Source organism: Pseudoalteromonas espejiana DSM 9414 (assembly GCF_002221525.1).
GTDB classification, from domain to species: Bacteria; Pseudomonadota; Gammaproteobacteria; order Enterobacterales; family Alteromonadaceae; genus Pseudoalteromonas; species Pseudoalteromonas espejiana.
The window spans coordinates 1873689-1900377 of sequence record NZ_CP011028.1 but is presented as its reverse complement, the minus strand read 5'-3'; the positions used below and the strand labels follow the sequence as shown (position 1 = coordinate 1900377).

Sequence of the window (26689 nt, the reverse complement as noted above, 5' to 3'; positions counted from 1 at the left end):
AGGATTCGCTAATGGCAATAAAAATATCAAAGTATCATTTAGTAAATGTGTGTTTAGCCATTGTGATGTTTGCTTTGGCTGTTATCGCTATTAGGTATTATAACCATTATGTATCGGCGTTTACAGACATAACCATAGAGTCTAAAGCGCTTAACGAGTCGCGTAAGGTATTTATTAGACTCCCTACCAATTACGATAAGAGTAAAGCTTACCCATTAATTATTAAAACAGACGGTAATTTTAATCTAGATAATTGGGATCGTACTTTAACCGCGCAAAGGAAAGCTGGAGAGGGAGAAGGCGCTATATTGGTGTCTATTCCTAATAAGTTTTGGAAAACTACGCGTAACCGTGACTTAGTGCCGCCATATGCTCGCCAAGAGGTAAATACTGAGCCTCGGCCCGAATTTCAAACGCTTTTAGAGCCTAATGGAGAGGCTGATAAATTTTTAAAGTTTATAGAAGCCGAATTACTCCCTTATTTGCAAGCCCATTATAAATTGAATGATCAGCGTGTATTAAGTGGCTTTTCGGCAGGGGGAAGCTTTGTACTTTATACACTGCATACTAAACCTGAGCTATTTAATGGGTATTTTGCATTTAGCCCTGCAGCTTGGTACGACGATATGAGTGTTGTTAAACGCTTTAGTGACTTTTTAAAAACTAATAACCCAAAAATTAAAGCGCCTACATTTTTATATTTAACAGTTGGCGGGGCAGAGCATCCGCTAATGTTGGAGGCTTTTAATAGTTTAAAAGCGGCGCTTAACGTAAGTCCTAACCCTAATTTAGTGTGGCACAGCACTGTTAACCCAAACGCAGAGCATAATGACAACCCTAAGCAAAGTGTGGCTAAAGCACTTGTTGATTATAAAGAGTTTGCACAAAGCTTAATTAAACAGCATTAACTGTATATTTATACAGTTAATGCTGTTTTCTATATTATTAAGTTAACATGCACTCGTTTACTATTTGGCTAACATTATGTTTTTTATGTATTTTTAGTCTTATTTTTAAGGATAAGGCGAATTAAGTTTTAAAAAGCCACCACTGTATTAATATACAGTGGTGGCTTTTTTGGTTATTATGCTTAACCCAATTGCTTAGTGCTTTAACATGAATACGGCTAGTGATCTGGCTTTACTTTGAATAAACACCATGAAATTAAGCTAAGTTAGGCTTATTTAAACTTAACCGCTGGTGGAGTATTAAAGAACACATCATACTTAATTTGGTTTAATATATATCTTGGCAATGGAGCTATATTTTAGGGTAGGTAAACAGAGAGCTGTGGGATTAGGGCTCAGCTCTCATGGATTTAGTTTTAACTAGCCTTAACTAAGGTTTTGCTCAGTTGCTTGCTTTTTATTTTTAACAAATAAGGTAACAGCAACAACAGCACTTAAAATGGAGCAAATAATAAATACGTTATGAATTCCCCCAGGTATATATTCCATAAACGAGGTAAAAAACTGCCCAGAGAATACCGCCATAGTAAAGTACGATAAGTTACGACCACGTACGTTTTCTGCGCTAAGTTCTACCGTCATATGGTTTAAAAGGGGAATACTAAAGCCAAAACCTATCCCTATTAATATTGCACCTAAAATTAAAACTAGCGTACTTGGTTGGGTAAAACATATATACGATAATCCAAACCCTAAAAACGCCAGTGCCAGTACGTTTGTTTCACCAATTAGTTTGGTTGCTTTAGGCATTACGCCCGCCGTAACTACAGCTACTAATGATATAAACGCCAGTAACTGGCCAATTTGAGATTCGTTATAGTTAAGTGCACTCATAGTAATAGGTAATAAAACGGTCGAGGTAAAAAATATGGTCATCGCGAGGGTAGAAACTATATAAACCCCTTTTAATTTAAAAGCACCAATAACGGTTTTGGTATTTTCAGTTACGTGTTCTTCCACTTGGTTACTTGCTTTATGTTTGCTTGGAACAAAAAGCAAAAGCATGGCTAAAAATACCCAGGCAATTAAATAAAGCGCCAGTGGTAAACCCCAAAACTGTGAAGCTAAATAACCACCTAAGAATAAAAATATTACTCCGCCAAGTTCTATTGCCATGCCTTGTTTGGCTATCATGCCTAAGCGAGCTTCACCTTTGTACCAAGTAGAAATTAATACAGTGCAGCCAGCCATCACTATGGCCGTTATGCCACCAATAATAAATCGGTTAATAAATACAAGTGTTGGGCCATATAAAAAATAGCCGCTAGCACCTACAAAGCCATATAAAAATAACCCGATGATTAAAAGCTTATACGCGCCGTATTTATCTATTAATCGGCCGGCAATTGGCGCAAATACAACAGCACCTAAAGAAGGTAAGGTAATTAAAAGTACCCTGTTATTAGTAATGCCTAAACCGTTTGAAATGCTAACTAAGCCAGGCGCTAAAAGAGTGCCAACCATTATGGTTAAGCTGGCAATACATAATAAGGTAAAGCTACCGGCCGCTTTAAGTGAATTCATCGTTACTCCAATTAATGTACAAGTTACGCTTTTTTAGCTAGGGCATTAAAAACCCCGCTAATAATTATAAAAATAATACTTATGGCAATTACGCCATCCCATTTGTATAAATCAAATGCATTTACACCTGCAGCAGAACCAACGGCTCCACCTATGTAATAACCCAGCATATAAATGCCGTTTATTCTGCTTTGTGCGCTTGGATCTATACTAAATACCCGTACTTGGTTTGATACCTGAGCGCTAAATACGCCAAAGTCTATGAGTATAATGCCAATTATTAACGCCACTAAACTGCTACCAAATAGTCCTGTAATTAAAAAACCGAGTGCAATTACGCTAAGCGATAATGTAATAACGTTTTTAGAACCAAGCTTACTAACAAAATTACCTGCTAGCTTTGCGCCAATAACGCCTGCAAGGGCTATTGCGCCAAATAACCCTGCTTGTTGAGCACTGTAATTAAATGGCTCATCGCTTACGTAAATTGCAAGGGTTGCCCAAAGTACATTGAACGATGCAAACCAAAAAGCGCCTGAAAACGTAAACATACGTAGTTGCTTGTATTGTTTAAATAAACTTAAACTACTTTTTATAAGCGCTAAGTAACTTAAATTAGCATGTGGTTTATTAACGGGTAAAAATACATACAGTAGGGCGCCAAACAATGTAGCTAACAAAGCTGACATATAAAAAACACTTTGCCAGCCCAAGTGCTCACCTACAAAACCACTTAACGTACGTGAAAGTAATATTCCAAGTGTTAAGCCCATCATTAACGTAGCAAGCGTAGCGCCTTTGTTTTGAGCACTCACCATTGATGCCGCAAAGGGAATGAGTTGCTGTGTAATATTGGCGCCTACGCCAATTAAAAATACGCTTATAAGTAATACGGTTAAATTGGGCGCTAATGCCGCAATGAGTGACGCTGCAACTAACAATCCTGACAAAATAGTGATTAGTTTTCGCCTTAGTAGTGAATCACCAAGGGGCGATATAAATAAAAGCGCAAAGGCGTAACCAAATTGCGTTAGTGCAGGAATACTCCCTAATTGAGCGTCGGTTAAATTAAACGCGGCTTTCATTAAAGGCAATATGGGTTGGTTGTAATATAGGTTTGCAGCTGTAGCTGCTATTGCACTTGTCATTAATAGTAATAAAAAACGGCTTATCTGCTGGCTTTGTTCAGGCTTGGTCATAGCTATCTTGCTTTGTTAACTGATGGAGCTATGGTATGAGTTCTTTACCTATAACAAAAATGATATTATTTTATAGAATCTATACAAATAGTGTATTTTAGGTGTGTAATGGATATTAAAACATTAAAAAGCTTTGTGAGCGTGGCTAAGTATCAGAGCTTTTCAGAAGCTGCAAAAGAGCTACATACCGTTCAACCTGCAATAAGTAGGCATATTGCACAGCTAGAAAGCGAGCTTGATGTTGTATTGTTTATTCGAAATTCACGCGATGTTGCTATTACCGAAGCGGGTGAACAGTTATTAAAAGATGCAAATGCAATTATTGAGTTAACTCAACAGGCCAAAACAAAAGTTAAGCGTGCTCAAAATGGCCAAACTGGTACGCTCATTATTGCCCATTTAAGTTCGGCGTGTTTGTCGTTTATGGCGTCGCTCGTGCGTAGCTATAAAGAAAAGTACCCCCAAGTTCACGTTACACTTATTGAAATGACAGCTACAGAGCAAATAGAGGCGCTTAAAAATGAACGTATTGATATTGCGTTTTCACGAGCGCTACCAAGTTCCATTGCCGATGAGTTTTTAAGCCACTGTATTTATATTGACTCGTTAGTGGCTATTGTTAATCAAAACCATTCTCTTGCTAGTTGTAAAAACATTGATTTAGCGCGTCTTAAAGATGAGCAGTTTATTATTTTTAATCGCGAAGAGGCACTTGGGCTTTTTGATGAAACCATTTTGCAGTGTAAAAAAGCACAGTTTTCGCCAAATATTATTAGCCAACCTAGGCACATGCAAACATTAGTTACCGAGGTAGCTGCGGGGCTTGGCGTGGCTATTGCGCCTTATTGCGTGCGTAAGCTATATAGCGAAGGGTGTCATTTTATTGCGCTTAACAATGTTACTACGCAAATACCGGTAGAAATTCAATTTAAAAAAACAGTAACCAATGCAGCTGTCAATGCATTTGTAGATATAGCACTTGATGCAAGGCAGCAAATTCAAAAAAGCATGGCATAAAAAAGCCCAGCTAAATTGCTGGGCTTAAAAATTGAACGAGTAAGTTAAAACTTATATCTGAATCCAAATGCAATGCCGTCATCTTCCGACTGTTCCATTTGGGCTTGCTGATCTTTATCGTCGCTTTCAAAGTCACTAAAGTCTTTACGTGCTTCTACGTAAGCAATCGTGTCTTTATCAATAATGTAATGTAGGCCAATAACTGCAAATTGGCGTTTAAACACATCGTTAGGATCGGCGTTAAAGTTTGGTTGAATAACGTAGTCATCGCCTGCATCTAAAATGTTGTAAGCAATAAACGGGCGCATATCGTTATCAAAACGGTACGACATAAATGTTTCTACACCGATTGAATCTTTAATTAAACGCCCTAGATTATCGGTATCGTGGTTTTTGCTTTTATTAATATTTGCCGCAGCGTATAAGCCAGGGCTATTAATGTTGCCCCAGGTAATGCCCGCACCATATATTAAGTCTTCTACTGTTTGTGTGCTGCCATCGCCGTAAGTTACATCAAACTCACCTCGGTTTACACCGGCTGTTAAGGTAAGCATATCGGTCGCGTTGTAAGTAACGGCACCACCAAATGTGTAATTAAACTCTACTTCTTGTGCAGCACTATCACCAGAGTCCCACAATGTTTGGCATTCATCTTCTGTAATATCGCTTATGTCACAAGTATAAAACTCACTGTTTTTAAGCTGTGCTTGCAAGGTAAAGTTAAAATCGTTGTAGCTGTTGCGGTATTGAATAAGTTTATCACCGCGGCCGGTACCATTTACTGCGCCATCATCTTTGTTGTAAGTGTAAACACCTGCAGCATTACCATCCCATACAAAGCTGTAGTTAGTGTTATATACAACGTCGTACCATGCACCCCATTGTTTACCAATGGTGATCTGGCCGTATTTTTCGTGCGAAAGGCCTGCGTAACCTAAACGATTATATAAAAACTCATCCTGAATTGATTCAAAACGGTTGTTGTAAATTATATCGCTACTGCCAACAGGGTTTACACCCCATTCCACCAGCGCAAGGGCAGACCAGTCTTTTTTTAGCTGACGCGAAAAAGCTAAGTTAATACGTGAAGTACCGTTAACTACTTCAGTTTGGTTTTGTGTATTGATAACGCGCACATCAAGGTATCCACCTACTTTAACTGTGTTTTTATCATCCTTGTATAACTCAACCGCCGAAGCAGGAGCAACTATAATACTTGTGCCTATTAGTAGGGTTACAAAATTTTTAATCATTTGTGATGCCTTGTGTGATTTTTTACTTGTAAACAGTGATGTAAAATTTAAGGCATGAAGACTAGCAAAGGCGCTATAGGCTCAAAAGTGAAAAATAATCATTAAAAAATAGGGGGTGGCTGAGTGAATATTCATTAAACGTTAATGGTGTTTTTTAACTGTTACACAGTTTGGGTTTTAACGCCTAAATTTAGTTAAAAAGTGCTAAAAATAAGCGTGTGCCATATTTTTAGTTTTGAAAAAAATTTCATGTTGGTTAAAATAAAAACGTTAGTGCAAAAGCTCTAAAAACGCTTTTAGATCATAAATATATACACAATTTACGTTTGGTTAAAACTCTTTGCGACAAACCCGCTAACAATTACGTTAAATGGTTTATCTAAATTTGCTTATTAATTATATAAACCGAGAAAGTGCCAGTTTTATTGCATAAAATTTTTATATTTATGAATAACAATGTTTAAACACTTTGCTAATGCAACGCTTTAACGTGCGTTAAAATAATTTGTATAACCATTAACGAAATTCACATTATTCTGTGTGGTTAAAATGCATGCAAACTTAGCTGCGTGCCTTTAAACTTTCATAGAAAAAAGGCCGTATTTGGTTTAAACTGCGCGCAATTTAAATACATCATGTCCCCTTGGAGGGTAGCGCTATTATTAGTACAGCTAACATCACCATGCAATTTGGTGCTAAACCGTTATTTGAAAATATTTCAGCAAAATTTGGCGAAGGAAACCGTTACGGTTTAATTGGCGCGAATGGTTGTGGTAAATCTACATTTATGAAAATCCTAAGTGGTGAGCTTGAGCCATCATCAGGGAACGTAAGTACAGATCCAAATGAACGTGTAGCTAAACTAAACCAAGACCAGTTTGCTTACGAAGAATACTCTGTAATTGACACTGTTATCATGGGTCACAAAGAATTATGGGATATTAAACAAGAGCGCGACCGTATTTACTCATTGCCAGAAATGAGTGAAGAAGACGGCATGAAAGTAGCCGACCTAGAAACTGAATTTGCCGAAATGGATGGCTATTCAGCTGAGTCTAAAGCGGGTGAGCTTTTGCTAGGTGTAGGTATAGATACCGCACAGCATTATGGTCCTATGTCTGAAATTGCCCCAGGTTTTAAACTACGAGTGTTACTTGCACAAGTACTGTTTTCTGACCCAGACATCATGCTACTTGATGAGCCTACCAATAACTTGGATATATACACTATCAAGTGGTTAGAAGATGTACTTAATCAGCGCGATTGTACTATGATCATCATCTCGCATGACCGTCACTTTTTAAACTCAGTGTGTACACACATGGCCGACATTGATTACGGTGAGCTGCGTATTTACCCTGGTAACTACGACGAGTACATGTTTGCCGCAACGCAGGCCCGTGAGCGCCTATTAAGCGAAAATGCCAAAAAGAAAAGCCAAATTGCAGAACTTCAGCAGTTTGTATCGCGTTTCTCGGCTAATGCTTCAAAAGCTAAGCAAGCAACATCACGTGCAAAACGTATTGATAAAATTCAATTAGATGAGGTTAAGGCTTCTTCTCGTCAATCGCCATTTATTCGCTTTGAGCAAGAAAAACAGTTATTCCGTAACGCACTTGAAATGACAAGCCTTAGCCAAGGTTTTGAAGACAATACCTTATTTTCAGGCCTAGAAGGTCTAGTAGAAGTAGGAGAGCGCATTGCCATAATTGGTGAAAACGGCGTGGGTAAAACAACCCTACTAAATACACTTTCAGGGCGCTTAGCACCAAAAGAAGGTGAGTATAAGTGGTCTGAAAATGCCAACATTGGTTACTACGCGCAAGACCATGCCGATGAATTTGATAAAGACATAAACCTGTTTGAGTGGATGGAGCAATGGCAGCAAGAGGGCGACGACGAGCAAGTGGTTCGTAGCTTTTTAGGGCGTATGCTGTTTTCACAAAATGATATTAAAAAGTCGGTTAAGGTTATTTCAGGTGGTGAGCAAGGCCGCATGTTGTTTGGCAAAATTATGATGCATAAACCAAACATACTATTAATGGATGAGCCAACAAACCACATGGATATGGAGTCTATCGAGGCGCTTAACTTAGCCCTTGAAGCCTACGAAGGTACCTTGTTGTTTGTATCGCACGACCGTCAGTTTGTATCGTCTGTTGCTACCCGTATTTGGGAAATTAAAGACGGTAAGGTAATTGACTTTAGAGGCAACTACACCGAATACCTAGCAAGTAAAGAAGCGTAAACGCTTTGTACTTGTAACCAGCAAAAAGCCATGTTTAAACATGGCTTTTTTTGTTTTTGTGAGTCGCATTTAAACGCTATTTGGGTATAATACCCGCCTAAAACCGGACATAAGTCCGCTATTTTAAAATACATTACTGAGGAGTATTTATGACTGTTGGCATTATTATGGGTTCTAAATCAGATTGGCCAACCATGGAACACGCAGCGCTCATGCTAGAAAAATTTGGCATTGAGTACGAAACCAAAGTGGTCTCAGCCCACCGAACTCCTCAACTACTTGCTGATTACGCTAATTCTGCAAGCGATCGTGGCATTAAAGTAATTATTGCAGGCGCTGGCGGCGCTGCTCATTTACCGGGTATGGCCGCAGCATTCACATCTCTACCTGTATTAGGTGTACCTGTTAAATCAAAGGCATTAAATGGTGTTGATTCACTGCTTTCTATTTGCCAAATGCCAAAAGGTGTAGCGGTAGGTACATTGGCTATTGGTGAGCCAGGCGCTGCAAATGCGGGTTTATTAGCGGCACAAATTTTAGGTTGCCAAAACCCAGAAATCTTCGCAAAAATTGAAGCGTTTCGTAAAGAGCAAACCGAGACTATTTTAGCTAACCCAAACCCTGCTGAGTAACAATGACTATTTTAATTTTAGGTGCGGGCCAACTCGCACGTATGATGAGCTTAGCTGGCGCCCCCCTTAATTTAAATGTGGTTGCTTACGATGTAGGTAGCCAACAAATTATGCACCCTTTAACGGGTGAGGTTTACAAAACCACGCTTGAGCAAGCAATTGAATCAGCAGATGCAATTACTGCTGAATTTGAGCACATTCCTGATGATGTGCTCACGCTTTGCTGTAACAGCAATAAGTTTTATCCTGGAAAAGCAGCCATTAAAACAGGTGGCGACCGTAGCTTAGAAAAAGCATTACTTGATAAAACACAGGTAGCTTGCGCGCCGTACCAATTAATTACTGAAAAAGCGCATTTAGAGTTGGCTGTTAAAAACCTAGGTAAGCCACTTGTTATTAAAACCTGCCAAGCAGGCTACGACGGTAAAGGTCAATGGCGACTAAAATCTGATGATCAAATAGCACAAATTTGGTCAGAAATGGCTGAATTTATTGCCTCAGGCGCAGAAGATGCGCCGCATAGTATTATTGCTGAAAAAATGATCCCGTTTGACCGTGAAGTCTCTATTATTGGCGCACGTGATAAGCAAGGCAATGTGGCAATTTACCCAATTACTGAAAACGAGCACACCAATGGGGTGCTAACACTTTCAATTGCGGGTAAAAATAATCAGCAAATTGAGCAACAAGCCAACGATGCTTTTACCAAAATAGCTAACGAGCTTAACTATGTTGGTGTACTGGCCATTGAGTTTTTTGATGTGAACGGCACATTATTAGTTAATGAAATTGCGCCTCGGGTCCATAATTCGGGCCATTGGACACAGCAAGGTTGTCATTGCTCTCAATTTGAAAACCACATGCGCGCCGTAGCTGGTTTACCGCTTGGGAATACGCAGCTTAAGCACATTACCGCTATGATAAACGTATTAGGTCAGCCAAGTATTCCAAACGGCGTACTTAAAACCAGCGATGTAACCAGCCACTGGTACGGTAAAACGGCAAAACCAGGTCGTAAAATGGGTCATGTCAATGTATCGGCCGAAAGTATCAATGACTTGGCCGATAAGCTTGGTGAGCTAACTGATTACTTACCGGAGCAAGACTACCCAGGTATATTAAAAGCAGCGACTAACTTAATGCTATGTGAGTAGCTTTACTACTTAGTTAGCCTAACGAGATTTAATTATATAAATACCGGCATATGCCGGTATTTTTTTGTCATAAAAAAGGGCACTAGCTGTGTAATACTGTTAAAGTCTATTTTTAAATTTTTGAAGTAAAAAAATGAAACTAAAAACAATTTATGGCGCCCTTGTAGTCGCCGCTTCATTTAGCTTTAACGCATTAGCGAGTGAAACCGTGCGTGTAGCTACATTTAATGTGAGTATGGATGCAACAAATCATACTCCTCAAGGCGAGCAGGTTAACCCAGATGCTTTAGTCAATGCACTTAAAGCCAATCATCAACAAATTAAAAATATTGCTGAAATAATACAGCGTGTACGCCCTGATATTATTTTGCTCAACGAATTTGACTACGTACCAAAAGAGCAGGGTATTGAGTATTTTAAAAAGCATTACTTGAACATAAGCCAAAACAAGCAACACGCCATTGAGTACCCATACAGTTTTATTGCCCCTGTAAATACAGGCTTAGCCACTAAATTTGACTTAGATAATAATGGTAAAACAACCGGTGTAATGGGTGATGCGCAAGGTTTTGGCTTTTTTGAAGGCCACTACGGGATGGCTATTTTATCTAAGTATCCTATTAACCTTGAAAAACTACGCACATTACAAACATTTAAATATAAAGATATGCCTAATGCACACATGCCTGTGCACCCAAAAACAGGTGAAAATTGGTATAACGAGCAAGAATGGCAGGCGTTTAGGCTCAGCTCTAAATCGTTTTGGGATGTACCTGTTGTTATAAACGACAAAACGGTTCATGTATTGGCCTCGCACCCAACGCCGCCAGTGTTTGATGGCGATGAAGACAGAAACGGTAAACGTAATCACGATGAAGTCAGGTTAATTGCCGATTATGTGACGAATAAGCCTTATCTTTATGATGATAAAGGCCAAAAAGGTGGCTTAAAAGAAAATACGCGTTTTGTTATTTTAGGCGATTTAAATGCAGCGCCAGAGGGCGACAAAGCAAGGCTAGAGACCACTAATCAAATTTTAAATAACCCGCTTATTAACGCGCAATTTATACCAAAAAGTGATGGTGCAAAAGAGCAATACACTCAAGCTTATGCGCAAAATTTTACTGCTAACTGGCAAGCCCGTGTAGATTATGTACTCCCTTCAAATTATGGGTTTAAAATAGTGGATGGTGGGGTGTTTTGGCCCACTGAAAACAGCGAGCAGTATCGATTAATAAAAGACAGAAACGCATCAAGCGATCATCGCTTAGTGTGGCTTGACCTTATTGTAGAGTAAACACAGCTTTACCTTATTAATGTGCTATTTGTCTTAAAAAATTGCAATAACTCAAGTGCTTCTGCTTAAATACGGCTCAATTATAATAACCGTATAGAAGCACTATGATTTTTAAATTATCTTCATCTAAAACATTAGTGGCACTGGCTGTTGCCTCAAGCGTTATGCTTGCAGGTTGTAGTGCAACTGCAACCACCTCATCAGAGCAAAGCGCAAAAGTAGCCACACCTGCTTTAGCGGTTGTAAACACACCAGCAGATAGCGGAACGCAAAATATTACCCTAGAGCAAGCGATGGCTGATCCTGATTGGATGGGTAACAAGCCACAAAATGCCTATTGGGCGAGTGATTCTTCAACTATTATTTATTCGCAAAAACAACAAGGCAGCACGCTGCGCGATGTGTACAGCCAAGGTGTAACTGAGCAAACAGCGCAACAGGTTGCTTTAAATAAACTACATACTTTAGGCGCTGCAAAAGCCGTTTATTCAAATGATAAAGCACTGCAAGCCTATACTTTTAAAGGCAATGTGTTTGTTAAAAACATAAAAACAGGTGAGCTTAAACAAATTACAGCCACATCAGCGACCGAATCTAAGCCACAATTTTTAAATAACGGTAACTTGGTTTATCGCCAAGGGAACGTATTTTTTAGTGTTGATTTAAAAACGGGTTTATCTACAGAGCTTGTTAATTTAAAACTTGCAGATAAACCAAAAGGCATACAAGCACCAACAAGTTACATTGCTAAAGAGCAACACAAACTCATTGAATTTGTGGCACTTGAACATAAAAATAAGCAAGACCAATACACGCGCAATGAGCAAATAACTGAGCAAAATGACTCAATTGCTAACACCGCTTTTTACTTAGGTGATGGCAATACAATTAAAGAAGCTCAGCTTTCTCCAAACGGCGATGCATTACTTGTGGTTGTGCAAAAGCAACAGTCGTGGCGCGGTGAGGGCGATATAATGCCTAATTACATCACCGGTGATGCAACCATAGACCCTAAAAAAGCCCGCCGTCGTGTTGCCGACTCAAAAGAGCAAACATCACAGCTTATATACATAAACTTGGCTGATAAAACACAAACATCATTAAGCTTTGAAACCCTACCAGGTTTTGATGAAGACGTATTAGCCGAAGTTAAAAAAGAAAACCACGCACGAATTGGTAAAACATATAAGTCAGAGAAAAAGCCGCGTGGCATTAATTTAATTATGGACTGGGGTTTAAACCAAAGCGCGGTTGTATGGAACGACGATGGCTCGCAAGTTGCCATTATGCTTGAAGCATGGGATAACAAAGACCGTTGGATAGCCACTGTTGATTTTGACAATAAGGCGCTTGTATCACAGCATCGCCTGCACGATGACGCATGGATAGCCTACGCCTTTAATAATTTTGGTTGGTTACACAATTCAAATACCCTTTATTACCTCTCAGAAGAGTCGGGTTATAGTCAGCTTTATAAAAAGCCAATTAATGGCAAAGCAACCGCTTTAACTAGCGGGCAGTTTGAAGTATCGGACATTACATTAACGCACGACAATGCCGCTATTTATTATAAAGCAAACATAGAGCACCCAGGCCTTTACGAAGTTTACCGTGTTAACCCACAAACAGGTAAAAACGAGCAAGTAACCGACCTTAACGGTATGACCGATTATACGCTAAGCCCAGATGAATCAAAATTATTACTTAAGCATTCTAAAATCACTATGCCTACAGAGCTATACGTTGCTGATGCTAAAGCCAATACACAAGCTACGCAATTAACCTATACAGTATCGGATGCGTTTTTAGCTAAAAAACTAACCGCACCTAAAATTGTGGCTGTGCCGTCGAGCCATACCGACCAGCCAATTTACGCAAAAGTGTATTACCCAAGTGATTACGTAGAAGGCGAAACGGGTAAAACACGTAAAGCGGTTATTTTTAATCACGGAGCAGGGTATTTACAAAACTCGCATATGGGCTTTTCGGTGTATTTTCGTGAATTTATGTTTCATTCATTGCTTGCTGATGAAGGTTACATAGTTATGGACATGGATTACCGCGCATCTAAAGGGTATGGCCGTGATTGGCGTACCGCTATTTATCGTCAAATGGGCACACCAGAAACACAAGATTTAGCCGATGGTGTTAAATGGATGGCGCAAAATGCCAATGTTGATACCAAAGCAGTAGGCACATATGGTGGCTCATACGGTGGCTTTATGACTTTTATGGCATTGTTTACAGCGCCTGAGTTGTTTCAGTCGGGAGCGGCGCTTCGCCCTGTGACGGATTGGGCACATTACAACACAGCTTACACGGCAAATATATTAAACCACCCAGATGTAGATCCAATCGCTTATGAGCGCAGCTCACCAATTTATTTTGCAGAAGGGTTGAATAAACGCTTATTAATTAATGCACCTATGGTTGACGATAACGTGTTTTTTCAAGACTCAGTACGTTTAGTACAGCGATTAATAGAGCTTAAAAAACAAAACTTTGAAACGGCTATTTTCCCAGTAGAACCGCATGGTTTTGTGCAGCCTTCAAGCTGGCTAGACGAATACCGTCGTATTCATAAGTTATTTAAAGAAACGCTTTAAAGCATTTAAGTAACACCTAAAACGCCACTTAATTAAGTGGCGTTTTTGTTTTTTAAATAAGTAACCACAAGCGGAATAGCCAAAAGCGTACCGCCTATTGCGCCAATTAGATGGGCGTCTATGGCAACGGTAGAGTTGATTAATTTACCTATGCTGGCATCTGGACCATTGATTTGTTCCATTACTATTTTTATCCACACGCCTACAAATAATAAATAGCCCGATTTAAGCCCTAAGGTTGTATCTTTTACGGCGCCCCAAATAATGACACCATGCAGTAGGGCGCTCAGCCCTGTGTATATATGTATACTTGGGCAAAACAAATACACGCCCAATCCACACCACACAGCAAGCACAGATACATTAAAGGCATAACGCCTTGCTGATGTGTACTCACCATGTAATAGCCAAATTAAAAAAATACCTAAACAATTTAAGCCCAAATGCGCATAGTTTGCGTGAACAAATTGGCTCGTAAAAAGTCGCCATAGTTCACCTTGTTCCACTAAGGTGCGGTTAAATTCAAGTAAATTATTTAAATCAAATGCAGCAAAAATAAAGCTAAAAAGCATCAAAAATAAAGGCGGAAGTAAATAACGGGGTTGAAGCGGTAAATTAAGCATTTTATTATATTTTTTTAGTCAAAATTTTTGCATATTGTGCCCGTTTAACTTTAAGATGCCAAATACAACTACGTAATTAAGTGTTTTTAGTATTTTTATGCAATTTAAACTTAAGTCATTATTTGCCATCGGTTTGTTTGCCGTATCACTGCCAACAATAGCCAAAGAACCTGCAAAAGTAGAAACTCGCGAGCCAGAAGCCACCACAGCCATTGTGCAAAAGCAATTGGTAACGGGTGAGCAATATATGGTGGCCGCAGCCAACCCGTATGCGTCAAAAGCGGGGCAACAAATATTAGCAAAAGGCGGCAGCGCCGTTGATGCAGCCATAGCAACACAATTGGTGCTTACCTTAGTTGAGCCGCAATCATCAGGCATTGGTGGCGGTACATTTATGATGTACTACAACAAAGCAAACAATAAACTCACCAGCTTTGATGGACGTGAAACAGCGCCAGAAAATGCAGACGAAAATCTATTTTTAGATAAACACGGTAAAGCCGTAAAATGGATTGAAGCCGTAGTAGGCGGGCGTTCAGTAGGCGTACCTGGCATTTTACATGCCTTTGCTAATGCGCATAAGCAATACGGCAAACTAGCCTGGAGCGAGCTGTTTAAACCGGCTATAAAACTTGCTGAACAAGGCTTTGTGGTATCACCGCGTTTACACGGTTTACTGGCACGCCAATTAAACCCAGGTGTGATGAGCATGCCGGTTATTAACGAATACTTTTACCCTAATGGTGAGTTAATAAAAGCCGGAACGGTTAAAAAAAACCAGCCGCTTGCTGATTTATACAAAGACATAGCCCAGCAAGGTATTGATGCGTTTTATAAAGGCGACAATGCTAAGCAAATGGTTAATGCCGTGCAAAAAGCAAAGGTTGCTCCGGGGACGTTAACCGAGTCTGATTTAGCCAACTATAAAAGTAAGCAACGCGATGCTGTGTGCATTGATTACCGCGTTTACAATGTGTGCTCTATGGCACCACCAAGTAGCGGCGGTGTGGCAGTACTACAAATTTTAGGCTTGTTAGAACACAAAGACATGGCCGCTCTTAAACCAAATAGCGAAGAAGCAATACATTACTTTAGCCAAGCTTCAAGAATTGCGTTTGCCGATCGAAACATGTACATGGGTGACCCCGATTTCACACAAGTACCCACTAAAGAGCTATTAAATAAAAAATACATCGCGTCACGTGCCAAGCTTATTACCGAGCAAGACACAATAGCAGTTGCCGGTAACCCGGTAGGGTATTTAAGTTACGCGCAAGATGACTCATATGAGCTGCCTTCTACATCGCATGTGTCTATTGTTGATAGCTTTGGTAATGCGGTTTCAATGACCAGCTCTATTGAAATGGCATTTGGTTCTACGGTTATGGTTAATGGCTTTATTTTAAATAACCAATTAACCGATTTTGCGCTCTCGCCTCGTATAGACGGCAAATTAGTGGCTAACCGTGTTGAGGCTGGTAAACGCCCGCGCAGCTCTATGTCGCCAGTAATGGTGTTTAACAAAGACGGTAGCTTACGTTTAGTGGTTGGTTCACCTGGCGGAAGCCGTATTATTGATTATGTAGCTCAAGTGGTAATTGGTGTACTTGACTGGGAGTTATCGGCACAAGAGGCTATTAACTTACCGCGCACAACTAATCGTAATGATTACACTAGCCTTGAAAAAGGCACGGCGCTTGAAGCTATTGCCCCACAATTAACTAAACGCGGCCATAATGTACGTGTGCTTGATTTAAACTCAGGTTTACACGCCGTAGAAGTTAAAAACAACAAATTGTATGGTGGTGCAGATCCGCGCCGAGAAGGTGTGGCTTTGTCTGATTTAACTGACAAAAACGCCCCTATCAGATTTTAAATTATGTATAATAGCTATGCAGGCAGTGAGGCCTGCATATGTTTTCTCTCAATGGTCTGACAAGCTTAATTGTCATTGCAATTTAACCTTTTACAATGATAATGGCAGATCATAACTTAAGACTCCGTTAAAGCCTGGAAATATGACAACAAATACTGATCCTAACTACCTATATATTCCTTACTCTGGCCCTGGCCTAATCGAAACGCCGCTTTTAAATAAAGGCAGCGCGTTTAGTAAAAAAGAACGTGAAAACTTTAACCTTGCAGGTTTGCTACCTCCTCGTTTTGAAACAATAGAAGAGCAGGTTGAGCGTTGTTATCAGCAGTATTCAAGCTTTAACGATAACTTAAACAAACATATTTACTTACGTGCTATTCAAGATAACAACGAAACACTTTATTACCGTTTAGTGCGTGACCATCTTGAAGAAATGATGCCAATTATTTACACGCCTACAGTAGGTGATGCCTGTGAAAAATTCTCAGATATTTATCGCAGTGCGCGTGGTTTATTTATCTCATACGAAGACCGTTTTCAAATTGACGACATTTTACGCAACGCAACTAAAGGCAAAGTAAAAGTTATTGTTGTTACCGATGGCGAGCGTATTTTAGGCCTAGGCGATCAGGGTATTGGTGGCATGGGTATTCCTATTGGTAAATTATCACTTTACACAGCGTGTGGCGGTATTAGCCCAGCATACACGTTACCAGTAATGCTTGATGTAGGTACTAATAACGAAAAACTACTTAACGACCCTATGTACATGGGTGCACGCCATAAACGTATTGCACAAGATGAGTACGATGAGTTTTTAGACTTATTTATTAAAGCAGTGAAACGTCGTTGGCCAAATGTGTTACTTCAGTTTGAAGATTTTGCACAACCTAATGCAATGCCATTGCTTAAACGCTACCGCAATGAAATTTGTAGCTTTAACGATGACATTCAAGGAACTGCAGCGGTAACTGTAGGCTCATTACTTGCCGCGTGTCGAGTTAAGGGCTCAACCCTTAGCGAGCAAAAAGTGGTGTTTGTGGGTGCAGGCTCTGCTGGATGTGGTATTGCTGAACAAATTATTAGCCAAATGGTATTTGAAGGTATTAGCGAAGCACAAGCGCGCAGCCAAGTATTTATGGTTGACCGTTTTGGTCTTGTATCTGAGGGTATGGAAGGTCTACGTGATTTTCAACAAGCACTCGCTCAGCCTACAGCAAGCTTAAGTGAATGGACTTACAGCGGTGAATACGCCTCATTATTAGATGTTATGCACTGCGCCGCGCCTGATATTTTAATTGGTGTATCTGGCCAACCTGGCTTATTTACTGAGCAAGTAATTCGTGCAATGCATGCAGGTTGTGAGCAACCTATTATTTTCCCATTAAGTAATCCATCTAAACAGGTTGAAGCACACCCGTCAGATGTTATTAAATGGACCGACGGTAAAGCACTTGTTGCAACCGGTAGCCCGTTTGAACCTGTAGAGTACAACGGCGACATTTTCCCAATTCCGCAGTGTAACAACAGTTATATTTTCCCGGGTATTGGTTTAGGTGTAATTGCTGCTAAAGCGACACGTATAACTGATGCAATGTTGAGTATGTCGAGCGAAATGCTTGCAGAGTCTTCTCCGCGTGCAAACACAGGTAAAGGCAGCTTATTACCAGCGCTTACTGAAATTGAAACGTTAAGTAAGCGTATTGCATTTGCAGTAGCTAAAAAAGCGATTGAAGAGGGCGTAGCTCTTGAAATTAGCGACGATGCACTGTGGGCTGCAATTGACAGAAACTACTGGTTACCTAAATACCGCAACTACAAACGTTGTAGTATTTAATACTTTAAAAGTAATAAATAATAAAAAAACAGGCAATTGCCTGTTTTTTTATGCCTGTTCATTTATTGTTAACCCCATAGGCTATTTAATAGGCCTAATACAAAAAAGGATAACATTATGAATACACTAAAACTTTTTTTAGGCAGCGCTTTAGCATTTAGTACACTTAGTTTTAATGCGGTTGCAGGCTCTACACCTGATGCCCCGCACATTTATGTAAAAGGTGAGGCCACAATAACCACCATGCCTGACTACGTACAATTAAGCGTAGGCATTGTTGAAATAGATAAAGACTTAATTGCTGCAAAAAATAAAGCCGACAAAACCATGGCTAAAGCAATAAAACTTGTTAAAGAGCTGGGTATTGAAGATGGTAATATTAATGCAGGCCATATTTCTATCAATCGTGAAAGCCAATATAACCGCACTTCGGGTAATCAAGATTTTAAAGGGTTTAGAGTATCGCGCACATTAAGTGTAAAATTATCAAACATAGATAAATACCCACAGCTTTTACAAAATTTAGTTAATAATGGTATTAACCAAATTAATCAAACTCAGTTTTTAGCAAGCAATTACAATGAGCTGCATAAAAAAGCGCAAAAATTAGCAATTGAAGATGCCCGTAAAGCAGCAAAAGAATTAAGCACCGATTACGGCGTTAAATTAAAAGGATTATACACTGCGTCATTGAGCCCTATGAATGCGCCAACTCAGCCATACATGCGCGCTGAAAAAACCATGATGAGTGCAGATAGTGCATCAGGAAAATTTGTACCTGATGCCTACCATGCAGGAGAAATTAAAGTGACCGCATCAAGCTATGCCGTTTACTTTATAGATTAAGCTATACTTTGTGGCGCTCAAAACGCGCCACTAATTTTTCACCTTCTTGTTCACTTATACGCGCTATGGCATTTAACATATTTGTTATTTCTCGTCTGTCGTATTCGTTACTCACTTGCTCGTTTATATCATCTACTATGGCATTTAAATAATTAAACAAACTGCTTCGGGCATCTTCATCCTTATGTGCTACAAACAAAATGTTTTTAAACGCCTCTAGTACGTTAGTCATCACGTAGGCATCGCCTTTGGCGTAATTACGTAGCGGCGTAAAGTTATCGTGCAGGAGTTCATCAAAGCTTGTTTCATGAATAAATAACAGCGGGTTGCCCTCACTGTGTTTAAACGAATAGTTCGTATCGTTTAGCGATAGCCGCTCTATAAGTAAAATACTCAGCATATCAATCGATTTTACAGCAGTACCAGGATCGTTAATCCCTGGGCTCATAGCTTTTACGGCTATTTCTGAAATTTGCGTTAGACCATAACGGTAATGATCGCTTATGTATTCTTCTATATAAAAAATAAAGCAGTCTAAAATTTTAGCTATCAGCTCATCGTTGTTAGAAATGTCTTTATCACACTTTAAAAACGGATACCCTTTAACTGTAAAGTAGCCTTGGTTAACCGAAATATAAACACAAATATTTTCCTCAGCTAATATGGCGCACAATTTATCTGTGTGTACACCTTTGTAGTAACCTTCGGTTGTACTGTTTACTGAATGCCACTTGGTAAAGTCTGGAAAGTCTGTAAAGGGCTTTTCTTCTTGCCTGTCTACAATAGATTTGATCTCACTTTTGGTTTGGCTAAATAACCCATTCAATACATTATCAACCTGAATTGCCTTAGAAATTGAATGAATAAAAAATACAAATAAGCCCAATGAAATAAGCCCAAACACTAACGAAAAAAGCACCCCAAGTGATGGAATAGCCGTATCGCCACCTTCTAGCTTATTAATATTTATAAGCATTATAATTGAGTAAATTATGCTGCCTAAGTAAAAACCTAACACCATTTGGTGCGACTTACGGGTAATAAGCCCAGGTACAACACGCGGTGATAAGCTAGCACTGGCTGAGTTTAAAACCACCATCACCATAGAAAAACTAAACACCGTTAACGAAATAATACTGCCCGCTAAGGTGCTTAAAATAGTACGGGCATTTTCAGCGCTATCTACTAACACCACAGATATAAACGACTTTATTTGCTCAACAGGGGCAACATACTCCAGCGACATAGTTAAAACAGCAAACAATAAAAAGCCAACAGAAAGAAAAGAAGGATAAAAGCCAATACTGTTAATCATTTCACGATAACGGTCGGCTACTTTGCGAGGTACAAACATAAATTCCTTTATTGTTTAAATTTTTCAATTACACACACTGTAGCATAGTTGCTAAGTAAACTTATGATTGTGCAAAACTATGTTATTATTGCCAAAAATATAACAGGACAACATCGTGATTATTTCAACCTATGCTGCGCTTTTAGCGTTTTACTATATTTATTTAAGTTTTAATGTAATTAAAGTGCGCCGCAGTGAACAAGTGTCGCTTGGCGATAATGGCAACGCTAAATTGCAACGCGCAGTGCGCGCCCATGCTAACTTTATGGAATATGTACCGTTTGCTGTTATTTTATTATTTTTAGCAGAATACCAAGGCCTGGCTAGCCATTATTGTAATTTGTTAGGTGGCGCATTATTAATAGGGCGCGTATTTCACAATTTAGGCATAGTTGAAAAAAACCTTAAGTATCGCCAAATTGGTACAATTACCACATTTTTAGTAATGATTATTTGCGCTTTTTTACTGCTTATAACCCGTAATAGTTAAGCCTAATGAGTAAAATATTTATAATTGGTTTACCTCGTACAGGCACCACCAGTATATGCCATGCTTTTTTAGAGTTTGGTATTGCAACAGCACATACCGCTTATACACAAGCTTGTTTTAACAAGGCAACAGCCATTGCAGACACCCCCGTATTTAACGACTACCAACAGCTAGATAAGCATTATCCTGGTTCTAAGTTTATATATTTAACGCGAGACTTTAGTGCATGGTTGCCCTCTATTAGGCAGTTGTTAACGCGTATGCACACTAATTTAACGCGACCCGATGGCGGTTTTAATATTCATATAAAACGCTGTTATTTAAATACATTTATCGACTTTTCGCTTGAGAATATACAAAGTGATAGCTATTTAGCTCAGTGTTATAACAGCCATTACCAGCAAGCTGCTGACTACTTTAAACACCGTGAGCATGACTTTTTAGCCATTGATATAGCAAAGCCAAACAGCATTAACGCGCTTAAGCACTTTTTAGGTATAAATAGCGATTTAGCTGACTTTGAAAAAATGAATATGGGCGGCAAAGTAACCGCATGGAATGATATAAAACACCCATTAAAAATTGAATCAACTGCAAAAGGACGGATTGATAAATTTTTACCTTATAGTGCTTAAAGAGAGGCTGTTTATTAGCGTTGTTTGCACAAGATTTTTTTTATCAGATCAGTTAAAATCTCCGCATTATTTTTTAAGTAGTACAAAAAATGTTTGAATTAAAATACCACACACCTTTTGAATGGACCGAAGCGGTACTTGCCGACTTTAATACATTTTTACAAGACCACGCAGCAGCTGAAAAAAAAGCATCGGGCATGGCAATTTCAATGCTCTCGCATTACCCAGATAAACGAAAGCTTGTAAAAGCAATGACCGACCTAGCACTTGAGGAGCTTATTCACTTTAAACAGGTACTTAAGTTACTTGTTGAGCGTGATACAAATTTAGGTGATGACAAAAAAGATCCCTACATAAAGCAAATTCGTGCTTTGTTTAGACACGGTCGTGATGGTTTTTTAATGGATAGATTATTAGTAGGCGGCGTAATAGAAGCACGTGGCCACGAACGTTTTTCGTTAGTTGCCCAAGCTCTGCCTGAAGGCAAAGAAAAAGACTTTTATGTTGCTATAGCCAAATCAGAAGAAAAACATAAAAACCTGTTTGTTGAACTTGCCTACGAGTACTTTGATAAAGAAGAAGTAGACGTACGCTTAGAAGAACTACTGGTTGCCGAAGCTGAAATTTGTAAAAACATCCCGTTTACGGCTGCACTGCATTAAGAGTAAGCAGGGCACTGAGCATAAGCGAGTGCCCTGACTCCTAACTTTATTTGCATTTTGCAAATCAAAATACAAAAACATTCCACATATCCTCACCACCTTTAGTTAACCACTTGAATTTACTTATAATATAACGCTGGTCTTATAATTGCTCTGTATATACAAAGCATAAATGAGGACGCGTATATGTTTAAAACAATCATCGCAGTGTTACTTTTTTTACCTTATTGTATTTGGGCTCAGCAAAGTAATTTAAACTACATAGAAAACGCAAATGGTGAACGAGTGAAAAAAGTATCCCATTTAGTTAAATGGACCCATACTCGTTTTGTGTTTAATCGTGATATAGCACGTGTGGCACTTGGCCATGAAACAACGCTTGATGTAAACGTTGTAAATGGGCGAGAGCTATTAATCTTAGCTAAAAAGTTAGGCCGTACATCTATGATGGTATGGTATGACGATAGTACTTCAGAGACATTTCTGTTGGGTGTAACCGAAGATTACAGTGTGCTAGAAAACGCACTTAATGATATACATCCCAATGTTAAATTAACCATTGCCCCAGACAGGCATGCAGTAGTGCTTCGTGGTGAAGTGCCAACACTTAACTATCGCCATGCAGCACATGAAGCAGCAAAAAACTATTTGTATGCAAGCAGCGCGCAATCTTCTCAACCTGTTATAACCTCAGCACCAAATCAAGGTATGTTTAATTCACTTGCTCAACGCTTACAAGGTATGGGCAATTTAAATAATGGGCTTTCTCAAAACTCCAGTAAAGTTGCCATTATCAACTTAATTAAAGTAACGCAAGCACCAAAGCCTAAAGAGGAGCGAATTGCACAAGTATTAAAGTCGATGGGTGCTAACAATGTAACGATTAAACGTATTTCGGTTGATGAACTATCAAATGATGAAAATGATGTATTTATGCTATCTGGTACGGTTAAAAACCAAATTGAATTAGTAAGGTTACTCAATACCGTAAATAAATTGTTTGAGCCTGAGCAAGCTACGCAAATACCAGGTGCTGCACTTGATCCTAACGGGCTGATGACTAACGCAGCACAAAATAATAGCAGCCCAATTGAAGTGTTAGCGAACGAATCAGGCGCTTTATTAAACGAAGACTCAGGGCTTACCTTAAGTAACGTAAGCTCAAATGTAGCACGGGCTACGTTGCTTTCTGTTGCTAATGGCAAAGTGCTCTCGAGTATAGAAGTGGAAGATTTACCACAAGTACGAGTATCTGTTCAGTTGTATGAAGTTAATCAACGTCGCTTAAAGCAGTGGCGACCAGATATTAGTGTGTTGACTACGGGGTATGAAAAAGAGCAAGGTTTATTTGGCTTAGAAGGTATGGCAAGTCGTGAGTCAGGCTCTGCAACAATTGAAAATGCATTACAACTCATAGGCGGACAGCTAACTAACAATTTGCAGCTATCAACCTCTCAATTTGCCATCGATATGTTGTTCTCATTACTTGAGCAAGAAGGTATTTCACGCACGTTATCACGCCCAACATTAACTGTATTAGCTGGCGAAAGCGCTGTTTTTAAAGTAGGTGGCGAAGTACCCGTGCCAACCAGTTACAGCCCGTCAGGTGTAACTAGTGGTCAACAAGGTAATAGTGGCTCTGTATTTAGTGGCACTGAATTTAAATCGTTTGGGGTAGAGCTAAACGTACGCGCATTAGTAGACGATAAAGACCGAATAACCCTAGATTTAAACCCTGTTATTTCTTTACCCGACACAACACTTACGGCAGAAATAGCACAAAGCACGGGCAGTAGCTTAAACAGCAGCGCATTTAATACTCGCAGTATGCAAACTTCAACTCGCCTACAAGATGGCCAACCTTTAATAATTGGCGGATTAATAAGTACAGATAACAACGCAAGCCATGACTTTGTGCCTGACGCTAATGGCAACAGCATGTTAGGAAAGTTAACTGAAACAACCAGCAATAGTGAAAACAACCGTGAACTAATTATTGTTGTAACACCTAACTTAGTACGTGAACCGATTAATAGTCTTCGCGCATGGCAAAACGCTGACATAGATAGCCAACTAATAAGCTATATACAGGAGCAAGGGTTATGAAAATTATTGTTATATTTATTTTACTTACTTTAGCTGGTTGTGCGCATGTAGATTACAAGCCAAGCGTAAACCCCTATACAGCATTAAACAACATAGTGACTAAATACAATATAAATACAGCACCACTTAAGTGTGAAGGCGCAACTGCAGCAAATTGCTTGACGCTGGTTCATGAGCTTAATCAGCTTATGCTGGAACACCCGAGTAACACTGCTATTTTGTCGGTTGCTGCATACAGCTATTATAAAAGTGGGCGCAATAGCCAAGCTCAGCAAATTGTTAATCAGCTACTTAATGCACCAAACCCACCATTAAATACACTTACGCTAGGTGTAACGTTAGCTATTGAGCAGGGTAATTTAGCTAAAGCAAAACAAATAGCGCAATATGCAATTGATGTATTTGGTACACATGCCTCGCCATATTTGCAAATGGCCTCAATTTATTATGCACAAGGAGGGTATGTTGTTTCATCTAATTACCTAGAACTTGCTTATAAATTTGGGGTAAACCAAAGCAGCTATTATTACCACAAAGGGTTAATTGAAGAGGCCACAACTAATAACCATTTAGCGTGTAACTATTATGATAAAGCAATGAGTATTGACCCACACCACAAAAGTGCTGTTGCGCGTTACGCTAAATTAACCGTACTTGGAAACTGTACAAGTTAAGATAAACACCTTTTTAATTTAATACTCAGTTAAACACTAGGCGCTGCCTCGCCTGTATACTAAACAGGCTGCTGCAAATTTAACCTTGAAAGCTCAACAGACCCTAAGCTTTGTTTATAAATAAACCAGTGAGTTGATAAAAATGACTGTCAACTCACTTGCTCAAAGCGCCTAACAAATCCCTCAATAAATAGCCTATCCCAAATTCTCATTATTAAAACCAAACATCCGAAATTATTTTATTTATAACAGTAAGTTAACTTGAACTTATGGTTTTTTGTGCTTTGAAATATGTGTAATTTAAAAATGATTTGCAAAATGCGAATCATATCAAGGAATAGTAAATAAAATAACAGAGTTTAAATGTAAGTAATTGAAATTAAATGGTATAAATTTTGGCATAGTCCTCGCTATATATAAAGTGAGCATAAGCTCCTAATTTTTTAAGGTGATCATTATGAAAACTATGAAAAGTAATTTAAATAGCAAAAAACAAAAAGGTTTTGTACTTACATCAGAGCTCATCATCCTTTCTACGTCTATGGTTGCAGCGCTTGTAATTGGTTTATCAACCTTGCGTGACTCGGTAACGAGTGAGCTTGAAGATGTAGCAGAGGCCATTGGTTCACTTGACCAAAGTTATGTATTTGATGGCATGATTAACGCCGAGGGTACAGCTGAGATTTCAGGTTCTGGCTATGTGGATGCAGTAGACACCTACGCAGGTGATGGCACTTCATTTACTTTCGTAACATCAGACTTTAGTGAAAGTGCTGCGCTTATCAGTGCGACGCCAAGCGGTGACGCTGCAACGCGAACTACAGCAGGTGGATTCCAAGGTAACTAGTTTGATTACAAAGCTAAAGCACACTGCCACAACTGTGTGGCAGTGAGATTTTGTTAGGAGGGCTGCAATGAAAAGTAAAAATAATAAAGGTGCAACTACAGCTGCACTTACCTTACTTATTACCTCTGGCATGTTGGCTTCAGCACTTGGGATAAGACAAGTAAATGAACAAGATGTAGTCAGTGTTTGGGTTGTAAATAAAAACATGTCTGCTGGGCAAACTATTAGTGTAAACGATGTGTCTCAAAAGCAAGTAGACCCCACTAACTATGCAAATATTGCTCTGAGTGTACAAAATCCTCGGGCGCTTATTGGTAAGCAGTTAGCGACAAATAAAATGGGCGATCAACCCTTATTTGAAACCGATTTTATACAGGCGAAAAGCCAAAACCTGTCTGAAGCGATTCCTGCAGGCAGAGTCCTATACACACTTAAACTCAACAGTTTAGATATTCCTCTTTCTCGCGTTCATAAAGGTGATCGCTTAGATATTGTTGCTAAAACTAATCGTTTAGTAAGAACAGTTGCCCGTGATGTACAGCTCATTGGTGTATCCAAAGGCCCTAAAGGCAAAGCACAAAAGCCTGGTGTTATGGATAGCCTTTCAAATAAAGAGCCATCACCTGCAAGCGCGGTGTCTTTGGTGCTTGCCGTGTTACCTAAAGATGTGTATTCACTGGCCGGAATAGATTTAGAAGACAAAGTCTCCATTATTGTTCACAGCGCCTACGATATTGAACAAGGGAAGCTTCAAAACTTTTCAAGATTACAAACCAGTCGCACTATAGAGGTTGTTAAAGGTGTGAAAAACGAAGCCGTCTATGTGGCTAAGTGAGTACCT

The 26689-nt window shown here is 39.3% G+C and carries 22 protein-coding genes; 17 read left to right on the top strand and 5 right to left on the bottom strand.

All coding sequences use genetic code 11. From position 1 onward, the window contains the following. Positions 1-11: 11 nt before the first annotated feature. On the top strand, positions 12-908 hold the full coding sequence (locus PESP_RS08700; RefSeq protein ID WP_089349129.1) for an alpha/beta hydrolase: 897 nt from the start codon (positions 12-14) through the stop codon (positions 906-908). 426 nt (positions 909-1334) lie between these two features. On the opposite strand, the gene PESP_RS08695 is transcribed toward PESP_RS08700, so the two are convergent. Further along, a complete protein-coding gene (locus PESP_RS08695; protein ID WP_089347683.1) occupies positions 1335-2492 on the bottom strand; it encodes an MFS transporter in 1158 nt (385 codons plus the stop codon). Between the two features lie 23 nt (positions 2493-2515). Further along, a complete protein-coding gene (locus PESP_RS08690) occupies positions 2516-3691 on the bottom strand; it encodes an MFS transporter (RefSeq protein WP_089347682.1) in 1176 nt (391 codons plus the stop codon). A 108-nt stretch (positions 3692-3799) separates the two neighbouring features. On the opposite strand from PESP_RS08690, the gene PESP_RS08685 reads away from it, so the two are divergent. Continuing rightward, on the top strand, positions 3800-4708 hold the full coding sequence (locus PESP_RS08685; RefSeq protein WP_089347681.1) for a LysR family transcriptional regulator: 909 nt from the start codon (positions 3800-3802) through the stop codon (positions 4706-4708). A gap of 44 nt (positions 4709-4752) precedes the next feature. Here PESP_RS08685 and PESP_RS08680 read toward each other — a convergent pair whose 3' ends face one another. Further along, complete coding sequence (locus tag PESP_RS08680) at positions 4753-5961, bottom strand: porin (RefSeq protein ID WP_089347680.1); 1209 nt, start codon at positions 5959-5961, stop codon at positions 4753-4755. A 658-nt stretch (positions 5962-6619) separates the two neighbouring features. Between PESP_RS08680 and PESP_RS08675 the strand changes: the two genes are divergently transcribed. From PESP_RS08675 to PESP_RS08655, 5 genes are all read left to right on the top strand, one after another. After that, the gene (locus tag PESP_RS08675) at positions 6620-8209 is read left to right on the top strand and encodes an ABC-F family ATPase (protein ID WP_089349128.1); all 1590 of its coding nucleotides are present in this window, start codon (positions 6620-6622) and stop codon (positions 8207-8209) included. Positions 8210-8358: 149 nt separating this feature from the next. Beyond that, a complete protein-coding gene (gene purE / locus PESP_RS08670) occupies positions 8359-8841 on the top strand; it encodes a 5-(carboxyamino)imidazole ribonucleotide mutase (protein ID WP_089347679.1) in 483 nt (160 codons plus the stop codon). A 2-nt stretch (positions 8842-8843) separates the two neighbouring features. Beyond that, positions 8844-9995, top strand: coding sequence for a 5-(carboxyamino)imidazole ribonucleotide synthase (locus tag PESP_RS08665; protein ID WP_089347678.1), 1152 nt, complete (start codon positions 8844-8846; stop codon positions 9993-9995). A gap of 133 nt (positions 9996-10128) precedes the next feature. Next, positions 10129-11292, top strand: coding sequence for an endonuclease/exonuclease/phosphatase family protein (locus tag PESP_RS08660; RefSeq protein WP_089347677.1), 1164 nt, complete (start codon positions 10129-10131; stop codon positions 11290-11292). A gap of 104 nt (positions 11293-11396) precedes the next feature. Further along, complete coding sequence (locus tag PESP_RS08655) at positions 11397-13898, top strand: S9 family peptidase (protein ID WP_089347676.1); 2502 nt, start codon at positions 11397-11399, stop codon at positions 13896-13898. Positions 13899-13930: 32 nt separating this feature from the next. On the opposite strand, the gene rrtA is transcribed toward PESP_RS08655, so the two are convergent. Then, positions 13931-14521, bottom strand: coding sequence for a rhombosortase (gene rrtA, locus PESP_RS08650; RefSeq protein ID WP_089347675.1), 591 nt, complete (start codon positions 14519-14521; stop codon positions 13931-13933). Between the two features lie 97 nt (positions 14522-14618). Here rrtA and ggt point away from each other — a divergent pair, with 97 nt between their 5' ends. The 3 genes from ggt to PESP_RS08635 all read left to right on the top strand — a co-directional run bounded on the left by ggt (position 14619) and on the right by PESP_RS08635 (position 19080). Next, complete coding sequence (ggt, locus tag PESP_RS08645; RefSeq protein WP_089347674.1) at positions 14619-16397, top strand: gamma-glutamyltransferase; 1779 nt, start codon at positions 14619-14621, stop codon at positions 16395-16397. A gap of 142 nt (positions 16398-16539) precedes the next feature. Beyond that, positions 16540-18234, top strand: a complete 1695-nt coding sequence (locus PESP_RS08640) for an NAD-dependent malic enzyme (RefSeq protein WP_089347673.1) — start codon at positions 16540-16542, stop codon at positions 18232-18234. A 117-nt stretch (positions 18235-18351) separates the two neighbouring features. Continuing rightward, positions 18352-19080, top strand: a complete 729-nt coding sequence (locus tag PESP_RS08635) for an SIMPL domain-containing protein (protein WP_089347672.1) — start codon at positions 18352-18354, stop codon at positions 19078-19080. Between the two features lies 1 nt (position 19081). Here the strand turns inward: PESP_RS08635 and PESP_RS08630 are convergent, their stop codons facing one another. Further along, positions 19082-20434 (bottom strand): DUF2254 domain-containing protein, encoded by a 1353-nt coding sequence (locus PESP_RS08630; protein WP_089347671.1) that lies wholly within the window; start codon positions 20432-20434, stop codon positions 19082-19084. Between the two features lie 115 nt (positions 20435-20549). Here PESP_RS08630 and PESP_RS08625 point away from each other — a divergent pair, with 115 nt between their 5' ends. The 7 genes from PESP_RS08625 to PESP_RS08595 all read left to right on the top strand — a co-directional run bounded on the left by PESP_RS08625 (position 20550) and on the right by PESP_RS08595 (position 26683). Beyond that, positions 20550-20924 (top strand): MAPEG family protein, encoded by a 375-nt coding sequence (locus PESP_RS08625; protein ID WP_089347670.1) that lies wholly within the window; start codon positions 20550-20552, stop codon positions 20922-20924. A gap of 5 nt (positions 20925-20929) precedes the next feature. Continuing rightward, positions 20930-21559 (top strand): sulfotransferase, encoded by a 630-nt coding sequence (locus PESP_RS08620; protein ID WP_089347669.1) that lies wholly within the window; start codon positions 20930-20932, stop codon positions 21557-21559. A gap of 89 nt (positions 21560-21648) precedes the next feature. After that, positions 21649-22221 carry a MiaE family protein gene (locus PESP_RS08615; protein WP_089347668.1) on the top strand — a complete coding sequence of 191 codons (573 nt, stop codon included), beginning with the start codon at positions 21649-21651 and terminating at the stop codon, positions 22219-22221. 186 nt (positions 22222-22407) lie between these two features. After that, complete coding sequence (locus PESP_RS08610) at positions 22408-24327, top strand: pilus assembly protein N-terminal domain-containing protein (RefSeq protein WP_089347667.1); 1920 nt, start codon at positions 22408-22410, stop codon at positions 24325-24327. Then, positions 24324-25001, top strand: a complete 678-nt coding sequence (locus tag PESP_RS08605; RefSeq protein WP_089347666.1) for a tetratricopeptide repeat protein — start codon at positions 24324-24326, stop codon at positions 24999-25001. Before PESP_RS08610 ends, PESP_RS08605 begins: the two co-directional genes overlap by 4 nt. A 457-nt stretch (positions 25002-25458) precedes the next feature. Next, positions 25459-25848 carry a hypothetical protein gene (locus tag PESP_RS08600; protein ID WP_089347665.1) on the top strand — a complete coding sequence of 130 codons (390 nt, stop codon included), beginning with the start codon at positions 25459-25461 and terminating at the stop codon, positions 25846-25848. Between the two features lie 67 nt (positions 25849-25915). After that, entirely contained in the window at positions 25916-26683 is a 768-nt protein-coding gene (locus PESP_RS08595) for a CpaB family protein (RefSeq protein WP_089347664.1), read from the top strand. Positions 26684-26689 lie beyond the last annotated feature (6 nt).